The sequence below is a fragment of the Mycobacterium sp. SMC-18 genome (genome assembly GCF_045310895.1).
Classification (GTDB): domain Bacteria; phylum Actinomycetota; class Actinomycetes; order Mycobacteriales; family Mycobacteriaceae; genus Mycobacterium.
Genome location: NZ_JBJIAL010000048.1, coordinates 21,361 through 35,645, shown reverse-complemented (window position 1 = coordinate 35,645; position 14,285 = coordinate 21,361). Strand labels below are relative to the sequence as shown.

Sequence of the window (14,285 nt, the reverse complement as noted above, 5' to 3'; positions counted from 1 at the left end):
ACCGTCAGACGGCGATCAACACACCGAAACGGAGGTCGCCTGAAACACCCCGATCCACAGGTATTGACAATTGCTCCTTTTGGCGGCTGCGCTCACGCGACAGAATTTCCGCATGCTTGGTGAGAAGCCAGCCGTGCCGACGAAAGTGGGCCGCCCGTTCATGACGATCTCGTGCACCGTGTGTTCATCGCCGATCGGCCAAATCAGTTGTGACTCAGCGATATCACATAACACGTTACGACCACGGACAAGCTACGCCTGTGCGGTAAACCGCGTGTTTTCTAATCGTATATTCCGTTACTCGATCGATTCCCGATGAAGTCGCAGTTGGCGGTCAACGCGGCTCCATATGGCCATCATTCCTCGCAATCCCGTTGCGACAGTGGTTCATTCCGATCGAGGCAGTAATTCCGCTTCCACATCGTCCCGGAACTCCTCCCGATACGCCTTCGCCATGATCGGCACCCTTCTACCGAGAACCCCACAATCCTCAGATATCAGGAGTCAACCGAACCCTCAAGACCCCTTAGACACACGATGGTGTGCATCGAGCCCTGCACGGTTCACAGGCCGATGTGTTTGGCGATGATCTCCTTCATGATCTCGGTGGTGCCGCCGCCGATGCCGAGGATGCGCGAATCGCGGTAGTGGCGTTCGACTTCGGTCTCACGGAGGTAGCCCATACCGCCGTGCAACTGGACCGCGGTATCGACAGCGAGGTCGCACGCGGCGACGGCCACATTCTTCGCCATTGACACCATGCGCACATCGGTGTCACCTGCGACGATGCGGTCGACGGCGGCACGGGTGTAGGTGCGCGCCACGTCAACGGCGGTAGCCATGTCGGCGACCTTGTGGCGAACCACCTGACGGGTGGACAATGCCCGCCCGAACGTCTCGCGCTGCTTCACCCACTGCAGGGTGAGGTCGAGGCAGCGCCGCGCCGTGGCGTAACACTGCACGGCGATGAAGGCACGCTCTACTTGAAACTGCTGCATGATCTGGATGAAGCCGCTGTTCTCGGGGCCGACGAGGTTGCATGCGGGGACCCGCACGTCGACGTAGCCCAACTCGGCGGTATCCGAGCACCACCAGCCCATCTTCTTCAGCTTGCTCGAGACGGTGAATCCGGGTGTTCCGCGCTCGACGACGAGCAGCGAGATTCCGCCGGCGCCAGGGCCGCCGGTGCGTACGGCCGTCGTCACGAAATCTGCGCGGACCGCCGATGTGATGAACATCTTCGCCCCGTTGACGACGTAATGATCGCCGTCACGAACTGCGGTCGTGCGGATCCCCGCGACGTCGGAACCGGTGTCGGGTTCGGTCACGCCCAGGCTGCCGATCTTCTCGCCGGCGAGAGTGGGCGCGACGAACCGGCGGACCTGATCCGGATCTCGGTGGGCGGCCATGTGAGGCAACGCGATGTTGTGTGTCAACAGGCTCGCCAGCACCCCCGACGAGCCGCCGGCCTCCATCACGCCCTCGGTGAGAAGGACTAGGTCGCGCAGGTCGCCGCCGACTCCGCCGACTTCTTCGGCGAAGCCGATACCGAGCAGGCCCGCCTTGGCCGCGCTGCGGTGCAATTCGCGTGGTAGCTCTCCGGCCTCCTCCCATTCGCTGACGTAAGGGGCGATCTCCTTGCGCGTGAAGGCCTGCACGAGATCGGTCAGGGCGCGGCGCTCAGGTGTCTCCCACGGGCTGACCACCTCGGTACCCGACTGCTCGTCCAACTGGGTCATCGTGATGCTCCTCCTTGCTCGACCCGAGGCATGTCCTGCCGCGGTTGTCACCCGACGTTAATTGCGGCTAACATTACCGCGTCAGCAGATCGGCGTCGATGATCGCTCGGAGGAATACCGTGGTTCACGTCCTACCCGATCACGTCGATGCAACGGCGCCCGGCTACCTCGAGAACCGCGACGGCCTGAGCGCTCAACTCAACGCCATCGCGGAGCAGCTGGCGCAGGCGAATGCCGGTGGCGGACCGAAGTACGTTGCGCGGCATCGTAAACGGGGCAAGTTGCTCGTCCGAGAACGCATTGAACTCCTGCTCGATCCCGACACGGCGTTCCTCGAACTGTGCCCCTTCGCCGCATGGGGCACCCGGTTCCCCGTCGGAGGCAGTGTGGTGGTCGGCATCGGCATCGTCGAGGGAATCGAGTCGATGATCATCGCTCACGACCCCACCGTGCGCGGAGGCGCATCGAACCCGTACACGTTCCGAAAAGTGTTCCGCGGCATGGCTATCGCGCGGGAGAATCGACTGCCCATCATCAACATCGTCGAGTCCGGCGGTGCCGACCTGCCCACACAGGCGGAGATCTTCGTGCCCGGCGGTCAACTGTTCCACGACCTGACCCAGCACAGCGCAGCAGGGTTGCCGACCGTGGCGTTGGTCTTCGGCAATTCGACCGCTGGCGGTGCCTACATCCCTGGCATGTGCGACTACGTCGTGATGGTGCGCAATCGCTCCAAGGTGTTCCTCGGCGGTCCGCCGTTGGTGAAGATGGCCACCGGAGAGGTCTCCGACGACGAATCGCTCGGCGGCGCCGATATGCACGCCCGCACTTCGGGGTTGGCCGATTTCATGGCAGAGGACGAGCAGGATGCGATCCGCATCGGCCGGCGCATCATGGCGCGGCTCAACTGGCGGAAGTGTGGCACCGGACCCACACTGCCGCCGCACCCGCCGGTGTACGACCCCGACCAGCTGCTCGGCATCGCGTCGGTTGATCCGAAGGTGCCCTTCGACCCCCGCGACGTCATCGCCCGAGTGGTCGACGGATCGGCCTTCGACGAGTTCAAACCGCTGTACGGCACGTCACTGGTCACCGGCTGGGCCTCGATCCACGGGTTTCCGGTCGGGATCCTGGCCAATGCGCGGGGCATCTTGTTCAGTGAGGAGGCCGAGAAGGGCTCCCAGTTCATTCAGCTGGCCAATCAGATCGACACGCCCCTGATCTTCCTGCAGAACACAACCGGATTCATGGTCGGCGCCGAGTACGAGCAGGGAGGCATCATCAAAGACGGCGCGAAGATGATCAACGCCGTGTCGAACAGCGCTGTCCCGCACGTGACCATCACCATGGGTGCGTCTTACGGTGCCGGGAACTACGGCATGTGCGGCCGGTCGTACTCGCCGCGGTTCCTGTTCGCGTGGCCCAACTCGAAGTCGGCGGTCATGGGTCCGGCGCAACTGGCCGGAGTGCTGTCCATCGTTGCGCGCGAGTCCGCCGCCGACCGCGGGCTGCCCTTCGATGAGGACGCCGACGCCCAGATGCGCACCTCGGTCGAGGAACAAATCGAGCGGGAATCCGTCGCCCTGGCCAACAGCGGTCGCCTCTATGACGACGGAATCATCGATCCTCGCGACACGCGGACGGTTCTCGGTTTGTGTCTGTCGGTCATCCACAACGGCGAAGTTCGTGGCCAGCGCGGCTACGGCGTCTTCCGGATGTGATGACGATGCCGAAGATCTCCAAGGTACTGGTGGCCAACCGTGGTGAAATCGCACGGCGAGTGTTCCGCACTTGCCGCGACCTCGGGATCGCCACGGTGGCCGTCTATTCCGACGCCGACGCCGACGCGTGGCATGTCGCCGACGCGGACGAGGCGGTGCGCCTCCCCGGCTCGTCCCCCGCCGAGACCTACCTCGACATGTCACGGATCATCGCCGCGGCCTCGCTCACCGGCGCCGACGCCGTTCACCCCGGTTACGGCTTCCTGTCGGAGAACGCTGCGTTCGCGAGGGCCTGCGCCGCTGCCGACCTGATCTTCGTCGGCCCACCGGCCGAGGCGATCGATGCGATGGGCTCGAAGTTAGCGGCCAAGAAGATGATGTCCGACGCGGGCGTTCCCGTACTCCCCGGTGGCGACACGACGGGGCTGTCTGCCGAACACCTCGAGAAGTTGGCCTCCAACGTCGGCTACCCGGTCCTGGTCAAGGCCAGCGCTGGCGGTGGCGGCCGGGGTATGCGCGTGGTCACCTCGCCGGATGAGCTTGAGGAGGCGGTGGCCTCCGCCTCCCGTGAGGCTGCTGCCGCGTTCTCCGACGGCACCGTCTTCCTCGAGCGATACATCCAGCGCCCGCGACACGTCGAGATCCAGGTCATGGCCGACATGCACGGCAACGTCGTCTCTCTGTTCGAGCGCGAGTGCTCGGTGCAGCGTCGCCACCAGAAAGTCATCGAAGAAGCACCGTCACCGGTCGTCGACGACGCGTTGCGCGCTCGGATGAGCGAGGCCGCCATCGCCGCCGCGCGCGCCGTCGGTTACGTAGGCGCCGGAACGGTCGAGTTCGTCTACGACGTGGGCCGGGACGGCATGGATGGCTCCTTCGCCTTCCTCGAGATGAACACCCGGTTGCAGGTCGAGCACCCCGTCACCGAGCTGATCACAGGTCTTGACCTGGTGCGGGCCCAGCTGCTGGTTGCGATGGGGCGAGCGCTGCCCGACGAGATGCACGACCTGCGAGTTCGCGGTCACGCTATCGAGGCCCGTTTGTGCGCCGAGGATCCGGCCGATGACTACCGGCCCTGCACGGGGACCCTGCGCACCATGGATATTCCAGCGCTTGCCGGCGTGCGGGTCGATTCGGGATTCCGGGCCGGTTCGGTCGTCGGCCACCACTACGACTCGCTGCTCGCCAAGGTCATCGCGTGGGCTCCAACGCGCGAGGAGGCTCTTTCCAGTCTCTCGGCGGCGCTGGCCGGCGCCCGTATTCACGGCATTACCACCAATCGCGACCTGTTGGTGCGGACCCTGCGCCACGACGAATTCGCCGGGCGCGGCACGGACACCGGTTTCCTGCAACGACACGACGTCGCCGAACTCGGCGCGCCCCTTGTCGATTCATACGCTGAGGGTCTGCACGCCATTGCGGCGACCGTGGCCGGCGTGGCCGCTCGGCGTGCCGTCGCGCCCCTGCAAGCGTCACTGCCCGCAGGTTGGCGAAACAACTCCTCTCAACCGCAGACCACCACCTGGCGGACGCAGACCGGGCGCGATATACGCGTCGGCTACACGCTGCATCCGATGGGAACATCGTTGAGTGTCGATGACCAACCGTCGGCCGACGTCGCGGTCGTGGTGGGGAGCACCGAATCCGTCGTGTTGAGCGTGAGCGGCGTTCGACGAACGTTCCACGTGCTCATCGACGGCGATCTCGCCCATGTCGACTCGGTCTTGGGTTATACGGCCTTGAGCGTGGCGCCGCGCTTTGTCGACCCGAGCACTCTGACCCCGCCGGGTTCGCTCACGGCACCGATGCCCGGTTCGGTGATTCGGCTACCAGTCGCCACGGGCGAGACTGTGTCAGCCGGACAAACGCTCGTCGTCCTCGAGGCGATGAAGATGGAGCACAGCATCGCCAGCCCGATCGACGGCTTGTTGAGCGCACTGCCGGTCGAGGTCGGGAAGCAGGTTTCCACCGGCGATGTACTCGCCGTGGTCGAGGCGGTGGACGGCGGCGAGGCGGCCTGCGCCATACAGCCCTAGGTAAAGCCAGCGCGCTGCCGACCGGCCGCGTGCTATCGCACGACGTCAGGAATGTCATGGAATTACACGAGACCGAGGAACGCCAAGACCTGCGCAAGGCGGTCGCCGAGATCGCCAAGGACTTCGGCCACAAGTACTACCTTGAGAAGTCACTGGCAGGCGAGAAGAGCACCGAACTATGGCAGGCCGTAGGCAAGCAGGGCTTCCTCGGCGTGAACCTGTCCGAGGAGTACGGCGGCGGCGGCGGCGGCATCTACGACATGCAGATCGTCGGTGAGGAACTCGCCGCGGCCGGATGCCCGCTGCTGATGACCGTCGTTTCGCCGACCATTTGCGGCACCATCATCCAGGCCTTCGGCAGTGAGGAACTCAAGCAACGATGGCTGCCCAGCATCGCGAGCGGCGAGACGATCATGGCCTTCGCGATCACCGAGCCGGATGCGGGCTCGAACTCGCACAACATCTCCACGACCGCCAAACGCGACGGTGACGACTGGGTCGTGAACGGCACCAAGTACTACATCTCCGGCGTCGACGAGGCCGAGGCCATTCTGGTCGTGACGCGCACGTCCACCAACGACCGTGGTCGCGGCCTTTTGAGCCTGCTCGTCGTGCCCACCGATGCACCTGGATTGACCAAGTCCCTCATCCCGGTGCAGGCCGTCACTCCGGAGAAGCAATTCACCCTATTCTTCGATAACGTTCGTGTGCCAGCCGCCAACCTGATCGGCGCAGAGAACGAAGGGCTGCGCCAGGTCTTCATGGGCTTGAACCCTGAGCGGATCATGGGCGCAGCACTAGGCAACGGCATCGGCCTTTACGCGCTCGACAAAGCCGCCAACTACGCACGTGAGCGGCACGTATGGGGAGCGCCAATTGGCTCGCACCAGGGTGTATCGCACCCGCTCGCCCACGCCAAGATCCAGGTCGAACTGGCGCGCTTGATGACCCAGCGCGCCGCCTCCCTGCACGACGCAGGCGACCCCGGGTCGGGTGAGGCGTCCAACATGGCGAAGTACGCCGCGGCCGAGGCAGGCATCCTGGCGCTCGACCAGGCGATTCAGACCCACGGCGGCAACGGCATGGCCACCGAGTACGGCCTCGCCACGCTCTGGGGCCCGGCCCGACTCATGCGCACCGCCCCCATCAGCCGCGAGATGATCCTCAATTTCGTGGCGCAGCACAGCCTGCGTCTTCCAGCGTCCTACTGAGCCGGCGGAAACGGAAAGAGATCACATGCAACGCGGCATCGGTCATTGGGTCACCCGGCGTTCCTTCCTCAACGCCGGGCGTACCGCGCTGATCAGCAACGGCGAGCACATCACCTACGCCGACTTGGATCGGCGCACCAACCAGCTCGCCGCCGCCTTGATCGCGCTCGGCGTGCGAAAAGGCGACAGGGTCGCAGTGCTGCTGGTCAATTCGGCCGAGTTCATCGAGGTGCTGCTGGGCTGCGCCAAGATCGGCGCTATCACCGTACCGCTCAACGTGCGGCTTGCTGCACCCGAGATCGGGTACATCCTGGCCGACTCCGGGGCCGACGTCCTCATCTTCCACGAGCCGTTGGCCGCACAAGCCACGACAGCCGTCACCGAATCCGGAGCCCGCGTGCGCCATATCGTGCGCGCCGGTGGGGTGCCGGCGACGGGTGAGCTCAGTTACGACGACCTCGTCTCAGGCGGAACGCTCGACGCGATTAACGGCGATGTCGAGGGCCGCGACCCGGCGTTCATCATGTATACGTCGGGGACGACCGGCCGACCCAAGGGCGCGATCCTCACCCACGACAACCTGCTGTGGAACGCGATCAACGTCCTCGGCACCGATATCGGCGTGCGGGGCGACGACGTCACGGCCGCGGTGGCGCCGATGTTCCACATCGGTGGCTTGGGTGTGCACACACTGCCGCTGCTCTACGTCGGCGGCACCAGCGTCATCATGCCCGCCTTCGACCCGCGAGCAACGCTGCAAGCGATGGCCGACCACCAAGTAACGATTCAGTTCATGGTGCCGGCCATGTGGGCCGCGCTCATGAAGGTGCCCGACTTCGACTCCTTCGACCTGTCCGCGCTGCGTTTCGCTATGGGCGGCGGGTCACCCGTTCCCCTGACGGTGATCGATTTCATGCGCGAGCGTGGTGTGCCCTTCACCGAGGGCTTCGGCATGACCGAGACCGCCCCGTTGGTGACCGTCCTGGACGCCGAGAACACCAGCACTCGGGCGGGGTCGATTGGCCGCGTGGCGATGCACGTCGACGCTCGCATCGTCGACGACCACGATCGCGAAGTCGCGATCGACACTGTGGGTGAGTTGATTGTGCGTGGCCCCAACGTGTTTACAGGCTACTGGATGAAGCCCGAGGCGAGCGCTGAGGCGTTCCGCGGAGGCTGGTTCCACACGGGCGACCTCGGACGCATGGACGCCGAGGGATACATCACCCTCGTCGACCGCAAGAAGGACATGATCATCTCCGGCGGCGAGAACGTCTACCCGATCGAGGTCGAGCAGGTTCTGTTCCGCCACCCGGAGGTACTCGACGCCGCTGTGATCGGAGGCGCGGACGCGAAGTGGGGGGAACGCGTCGTCGCGGTCGTCGTCGCCCAACCCGCGGTGGAAGCGCCGAGCGCCCAAGAGATAGTGGACTGGTGTCGTGAGCGGCTGGCACATTTCAAGTGCCCGCGCGACGTGCACTTCGTCGACGAACTGCCACGCAACGCCACCGGCAAGCTGCTCAAGACCGAGCTGCGTACGCAGTTCACAGGCATCGAGGCCGGAGTCGTTCTGCGCTGAGTGGCCTGCGCAGCGCCTCGCGGGTTCGGGGCAGGGTCTCTCAATCGACGTGCTGATGCGAGAATTTGGCAACAACGGCCGAGTTCAGCAGTTGCGTTGTCCTTTTCGAAGACGGTGCGGTGGGTGTCGACGCAGGAAACCCGGGCGTCGATAGGACTATCGTTCTGCGGAGCACTCCACACGTAATGATCGCGACGAACTGATAGGAGGCACGAACGCGTCTGGCTTGCGCCGCAAATTGCTACTTGAGGCCGCCGCCGACCTGTTCGCGTGCCAAGGCTTCCACTCGGTGGGTATTGATGACACCGGCGCCGCGGCTCGGGCGAGCGAGCCAGCGGTATACCGGCACTTCCAGAATAAGCATGCAATCCTGCGCGAACTGTGCGACTCCGCAATGACTGAGCTGTTCGCCGGCGCGCGACACGGCACGACGGCGAAGACCTCGTCGGAGGTCCTGCGCACCTTGGTCGAGCTGCATCCGGCTTTCGGCGCTCGGCACCGTGGCCTGCTGGCCGTCTACGCCCGCGAGCACCGCTCACTATCGCCGCTTGCCACCCGTGCCCTTCGGCGCCGACAGCGCAGCTATGAAGCCATCTGGGTCGATGCGCTGGTACTGGCGCGCGGCGATCTGGACGACACACGCGCACAGAGCCTGGTCGCCGCCGCGCTGTCTTTACTGAACGCGTCCGCGTACATGCCCGCGTCGCTGGACGACGCGACAGTCGAGGCGATGCTGGTCACCGCTGCAGCTGACGCGCTGTTCAGCGCGAGCAATGACCGGTTAGGCTCGGCAGCCGGCTGAGATTGCTCAGGTGTTGAAGCCGCCGCCGCAGATCACCACCTGTCCGCTGATGTAGTCCGACTCGGGAATGCACAGGAGGTAGACGGCACCCGCGCCGTCGTCTGGCGTTCCGGCCCTGCCTAGTGGGATGGCGCGTTCCATGGTGGCGAGAAGGTCGGGGTTGACGCCGACCGCTAGTTCGCGGCCCTGGATGTCGATCGTCCCGTCACCTCCGGCGGGAGTTTCGGTGAGGCGGGTGCGGATGAGTCCGAACGCGACCGCATTGACGGTGACGTTGTAGCGGCCCCACTCCTTCGACATCGCCTTCGTGAGCCCGAGGACGCCGGCCTTTCCCGAGGAGTAGTTCGCCTGACCGGCGTTGCCCCCTGTGCCCGCGATCGAGGAGATGTTGACGACCTTGCGGCAACTCACGTCGCCCGCTTCGCGTTCCTTCTTGACCGCCGCGCTGATCACCGGCTGGGCGGCGCGAAGTATCCGGAACGGTGCTTTCAGGTGCACGTCGAGGATCGCATCCCACTGCTCGTCGCTCATTTTCTGTACCACAGAGTCCCAGGTGTAGCCGGCGTTGTTGACGATGATGTCCACTCCGCCGTACTCATCGACGGCCGTTTGTACGAAGCGTTCGGCGAAACCGTCCTCGGTGACGCTGCCCGCACACACGACCGCGGTGCCACCGGCGGCTTCGATCGCGGCCACCGTCTCGTTCGCCGGCCCGGCGTCGAGGTCGTTCACGACCACCCTGGCACCGTCGCCTGCCAGCTTCTAGGCGATGGCGCGTCCGATGCCACGCCCCGACCCGGAGACGAGCGCGATCTTGCCGTCCAGCTTTCCCATGTTGGGTTCGACCTTTCCGTAGGGGTACCACCGGCGCCGTGCCGGACGTTCAGCGTGCGTCGAGCAGCGATTCGGGGACGTCCGCCTCACGGGACCGCACGTACTCCCCGAACCCCTTGGCTTGCGCATCCGGGCGGGTCGACGACGCGACACCATCGCCGAGCAGGCCGTACACCACCACGTTGAGCGCTCGTAGATTCGGCAGCTCGAAGCGCTCGATGCGAAGGTTCGCCGCTTCCGGCCCGAGTAGCGTGCGAAGGCGCTCGACGCTGAGATACTCCCGTGCCCACGCGTAGCCGGGGTCGTCCCGGGCCCACAGCCCTAGGTTGGCGTTGCCGCCTTTGTCTCCGGATCGTGCGCCGAGAACTCGCCCGAGCGGCGCACGCCGCGTGGGCCCGGTGGGTGCGGGTGTACCAACAGGCGCGGCCGGCTCAGCCGAAGGCGCTACACCGGTGGGCGGGTCGGCGATCGCGTGCCGGTTTCCATCCGCGTCGACGAGTGTTTGGGTCAGGGCCGTGCGTGGCACGAGGGCCGGTCGGTAGATGCCGAACGCGGTCTCCGAGGACGGCGGCGTGGTCGTGTGAAAGCCGGCGAATCCGGCCAGTGCGATCTCCATGATGCCGCCGGAGAACGCCCGGCCCACCTTGCGCGGGTCGGCGTCCTTCACCGTCATACGCAGGTGCGCGCACGCCTGCTCGTTCGTCGGTGCATCGGCGACGTCAAAACGCAACAGCCTCACGTCGACTTCGTCGAAGGCTTCGCGCCCGCCGAGAACGTCGAAAAGCTGCTGTTCAGCGAAGGCCGCCTTCTCCTCGACGTCGAGGCCTGTGAGCACCATGGTCTTAGAGTTGCGGAATCCGCCCGCCTCGTTCAGCGCGACCTTGAGCGTGTCTGGCGGTGGACTGCCTCTGGTGCCGCTGATGCCGACACGGTGCTCACCCTGTTGGTTCAGGCGGATGGTGTCGAAATGGGTCACCACGTCTGGGCCGAGATAGGCGGGTTCGGCGATTTCGTAGAGCAATTGGGCGGTGACCGTCCCCACCGAGACCAGCCCACCGGTATTCGGATGCTTCGTGATCACCGATGAGCCGTCCTCGGCGACCTCCGCGATCGGAAACCCCGGATAGCGGCGGTCAGTGACCTCGTCCAGGAACGCGTAGTTTCCACCCGTCGCCTGCGGGCCGCACTCGATCACGTGCCCGGCGACCACGGCACCCGCGAGTCGATCCCAGTGGTCGGGTGCCCAATTGTGCCACCAGGCGGCGGGACCGACCACCAGCGAGGCGTCTGTGACGCGGCCGGTCACGACGACGTCGGCGCCCGAGCGCAGCGCCTCGGTGATGCCCCAGGCACCGAGGTAGGCATTGGCCGACACCGGTTTCTTCTCGCCGACGGGCGGCGTGATCGCGTCGAGGCTACCGCGCAGGTCGTCGCCCTCGACGTGTGCGATCCGTGCTGTGAGGCCGAGACGTGCGGACAGCTCGCGCAACGCGGCCGCCAGGCCAGCGGGATTCAGTCCGCCCGCGTTCGCGACGACCTTGATGCGACGATCCAGACAGGTGCCCAGCACTTGTTCCATTTGGGTGAGGAAAGTGCGAGCGTATCCGCCGTTCGGATCCTTGGCCTGGGCCTTGGTCAAGATGAGCATGGTCAGCTCGGCCAGGTAATCGCCGCACAGGACGTCGATCGGTCCGCCCTCGACCATCTCGCGGGCCGCGGCGATGCGGTCGCCGTAAAACCCGGAACAGTTGCCGACGCGGATCGGGACGCTCACCGCTGACCCCCTGCGAACTGGCCCGCCACGCGTCCGCCACCAGGGGGCCCCGCGAAGGCCTGGGCGATCGAGAGCCACTGGTCGGCCAGCGGGCCGTCGACGACCAAAGCGGTGTCATCACGGTGGCGGCGTTGGGTCACCAACAGGCAAAAGTCCAGCGCCGGCCCGCTCACGCGGTTGGTGGCGTCGGCTGGCCCCCACGTCCAGACGCTGCCGTCCGGAGCGGTCAGCTCGACGCGTACCGGGTCCGCGGGCAGGTCCAGACCGTTGGCCAGGTAGCTGAACGCGCGCGCACCCACCCCGATGTGGGCTACGTGACGCAGCCGTGCCGTGGCCGCGCGGGTCGCGCCGAGCGCGTCGGCGACGTCCTGGCCGTGCGCCCAGGTCTCCATGAGTCGCGCGGTGAGCGACGAGACCGCGCTCATCGGCGGCCCGAACCACGGCAGGCGGGTCGCCGGGTCAATGTCCGCGAACGCCGCAACGAGGGCTGCACGCGACGTGTCGAACCACGCGAGCAGGTCGGCAGCCGGCATCTGACGGTAGCGCTCGGCGATGACGTCGGGTGAGATACTTCCGTCGGCCATCATCGGCAGGTAGTCGCCGCTGAACCCGTCGGGGTCGGTGGCCGAGCGCACCGCCACGTCGTCGAAGAACGCCAGATGACTGATCTGGTCGCGGATCATCCAGCCCACGGCCGGAGTCGGCGCGTCCCAGCCGCGCGGACCTTCGGTCAGCGGCGCGACCAATCCGCGTAGGGCGGCCGTCTCCGCTTCGATGTCGGTGATAACCGACTGCATGCTCACCGCCATGTCAGCGTCCCTTCCACTGTGGTACGCGCTTCTCGCGGAACGCCGTCGGGCCTTCCTGCGCATCGTCGCTCAGATAGACCGGCTCCCATATCTCGTCTGCCAGGTCGTAGGCGGCGGCGAGGTGATGCTGTGCCGAGAGGTACACGGTGCGCTTGGACGCGAGCACGGACAGCGGTGCGTTCGCGGCGATGCTGAGCGCCAACTGCTGGGTACGCTCACGCAACTGATCGGCCGGCACCACCTCATTGACCAAGCCGACCTGGTGGGCGCGCTCAGCGGTGATCGGGTCGCCAGTCAGCAATATCTGCATGGCGACGCGGGGCGGAACCAGCCACGACAGCGGTGCCGCCCACGGCGACCCGCGACCGACCTTGACCTCGCTGACCGCGAACGTCGCGTGTTCGGCAGCCACCACCAAGTCGCACTGCTGCGCGAGCAGGAAGCCCCCGGCGAACGCGACACCGTTGACCGCCGCGATCGTCGGCTTCGCGACATCGATGTTGCGGCCGAACTGCGGAGCGAAATCCTTCGGCGGCACCTTGAGCGCGTTCTGCGCCATCTCCTTCAAGTCCCCGCCTGCGCAGAACGCCTTCTCACCCGCACCGGTGAGGACGAGCACCTTCGCCGCGTAGTCGTCGTTGAAGCGCCGCACCGCGTCGAACAAACCGGTGCGCACAGCGTTGTTCAGCGCGTTGCGCGCCTCGGGCCGGTTGATCGTCAGCCACGCGACGCTTTCGACGACCTCGTAGCGAATCGGTTGCTCGGCCACCGAGCCTCCGTCCCTCACCGTCGCCTCGCATGTGAGAGGCAGTTCACCCCTGCACCTCGACAAACGGGTCGGCCAGCTCAACGGTGGCTTCACTCGGCACGCACGGACCATCTTCGCTCGAGACGAGCAACTCGAGGTCAACGAGGCGCCGTCCGCCATCGTCGCGTTTGGCCACGACCTTGCCGCTCAGGGTCGCGGTCTGGCCCGGGTAGATCGACCGGACCATCGAGATTTTGCGGCGTCGGATGAGCGCGTCGGGTCCGGCCCATTCGTTGAGGCCCCGGTCGATGAAGCCGTGAAAGAAGAGAGTCGACAGGTAGATCGTGCGCTGGCCCTGACTCCGGGCGTACTCCGGGTTGTGGTGGCCGGGGAACCAGTCCCACGTTGAGGCCGCGTTCATGCAGATGCGCTTGTACGTCACCTCGATGGCAACCGTGGGCAGTGAGTCACCGACGGAGACCTCGTCAAACAGCAGAGCGGGACGCGCGGCCGCTCCCGTATCGCTCGAGTTCACGACGGCTCGCCGTCCGCGTCGGTGTCATATCGGAACAGCACGTTGGTGTTGCGCCCGATGATCTCGCCGTGCTGATCGGAGAACGTACTCACCGTCGTGATGAACACGCCGGTGCCCACCCGCGTCGTCTTCGGTTCGGAGATCGAGGCCACCTCCTCCACGATCGACACGTGATCGCCCACCCGGGGCCGGCGTTCGAACTCCGTCGTCGTCGAGGCGTTGATGATGTGGTGGCCCGGCAGCGGCACGCTGAGCGCCAGCAGCATGTCCGTGCGCGTGAGATGCTCCGGCGCCCACTGCGGCGCGAAGCCAAGGGTCATCAACAGCCCGGGCGGGCAGTCCTCACCCTCCCAGTAGCTGGGATTGGCATCCTCGACGAGCGAACAGTAGTACAACACCATCGAGCGATCGATCGGGAACCACGCGCGTCGCGGTCCCGTGCGATGACCGACCCACGCCCGGCCCTCGTCGACGGTCCCGAATGTCATCCCGAGGCC

At 65.9% G+C, this 14,285-nt stretch carries 11 protein-coding genes and 1 pseudogene; 5 read left to right on the top strand and 7 right to left on the bottom strand.

What is annotated here, in order from left to right; translation table 11 throughout:
• Positions 1–563: 563 nt before the first annotated feature.
• Positions 564–1,739, bottom strand: coding sequence for an acyl-CoA dehydrogenase family protein (locus tag ACJH6J_RS26560; protein ID WP_318986932.1), 1,176 nt, complete (start codon positions 1,737–1,739; stop codon positions 564–566).
• Between the two features lie 119 nt (positions 1,740–1,858).
• On the opposite strand from ACJH6J_RS26560, the gene ACJH6J_RS26555 reads away from it, so the two are divergent.
• From ACJH6J_RS26555 to ACJH6J_RS26535, 5 genes are all read left to right on the top strand, one after another.
• Positions 1,859–3,460, top strand: a complete 1,602-nt coding sequence (locus ACJH6J_RS26555; RefSeq protein WP_318986933.1) for an acyl-CoA carboxylase subunit beta — start codon at positions 1,859–1,861, stop codon at positions 3,458–3,460.
• Between the two features lie 5 nt (positions 3,461–3,465).
• Positions 3,466–5,496, top strand: coding sequence for a biotin carboxylase N-terminal domain-containing protein (locus tag ACJH6J_RS26550; protein ID WP_318986934.1), 2,031 nt, complete (start codon positions 3,466–3,468; stop codon positions 5,494–5,496).
• 56 nt (positions 5,497–5,552) lie between these two features.
• Positions 5,553–6,707: an acyl-CoA dehydrogenase family protein gene (locus tag ACJH6J_RS26545; protein ID WP_318986935.1), complete on the top strand. Its 1,155-nt coding sequence runs from the start codon at positions 5,553–5,555 to the stop codon at positions 6,705–6,707.
• Positions 6,708–6,732: 25 nt separating this feature from the next.
• On the top strand, positions 6,733–8,286 hold the full coding sequence (locus ACJH6J_RS26540; RefSeq protein ID WP_318986936.1) for a long-chain fatty acid--CoA ligase: 1,554 nt from the start codon (positions 6,733–6,735) through the stop codon (positions 8,284–8,286).
• Positions 8,287–8,488: 202 nt separating this feature from the next.
• Complete coding sequence (locus ACJH6J_RS26535) at positions 8,489–9,088, top strand: TetR/AcrR family transcriptional regulator (RefSeq protein ID WP_318986953.1); 600 nt, start codon at positions 8,489–8,491, stop codon at positions 9,086–9,088.
• Between the two features lie 6 nt (positions 9,089–9,094).
• On the opposite strand, the pseudogene ACJH6J_RS26530 reads toward ACJH6J_RS26535, so the two are convergent.
• The 6 genes and pseudogenes from ACJH6J_RS26530 to ACJH6J_RS26505 all read right to left on the bottom strand — a co-directional run bounded on the left by ACJH6J_RS26530 (position 9,095) and on the right by ACJH6J_RS26505 (position 14,276).
• Positions 9,095–9,922, bottom strand: a pseudogene (locus tag ACJH6J_RS26530) (SDR family NAD(P)-dependent oxidoreductase).
• A gap of 49 nt (positions 9,923–9,971) precedes the next feature.
• Positions 9,972–11,696: an acyclic terpene utilization AtuA family protein gene (locus ACJH6J_RS26525; protein WP_406803176.1), complete on the bottom strand. Its 1,725-nt coding sequence runs from the start codon at positions 11,694–11,696 to the stop codon at positions 9,972–9,974.
• The gene (locus ACJH6J_RS26520; protein WP_293024101.1) at positions 11,693–12,505 is read right to left on the bottom strand and encodes a TIGR03084 family metal-binding protein; all 813 of its coding nucleotides are present in this window, start codon (positions 12,503–12,505) and stop codon (positions 11,693–11,695) included. The genes ACJH6J_RS26525 and ACJH6J_RS26520 overlap by 4 nt, the downstream gene beginning before the upstream one ends.
• 1 nt (position 12,506) lies before the next feature.
• Complete coding sequence (locus ACJH6J_RS26515; RefSeq protein ID WP_406804787.1) at positions 12,507–13,274, bottom strand: enoyl-CoA hydratase/isomerase family protein; 768 nt, start codon at positions 13,272–13,274, stop codon at positions 12,507–12,509.
• Between the two features lie 43 nt (positions 13,275–13,317).
• Entirely contained in the window at positions 13,318–13,788 is a 471-nt protein-coding gene (locus tag ACJH6J_RS26510; RefSeq protein WP_293024106.1) for a MaoC/PaaZ C-terminal domain-containing protein, read from the bottom strand.
• Positions 13,785–14,276: a MaoC family dehydratase N-terminal domain-containing protein gene (locus tag ACJH6J_RS26505; protein WP_293024133.1), complete on the bottom strand. Its 492-nt coding sequence runs from the start codon at positions 14,274–14,276 to the stop codon at positions 13,785–13,787. Before ACJH6J_RS26505 ends, ACJH6J_RS26510 begins: the two co-directional genes overlap by 4 nt.
• Positions 14,277–14,285: the final 9 nt, after the last annotated feature.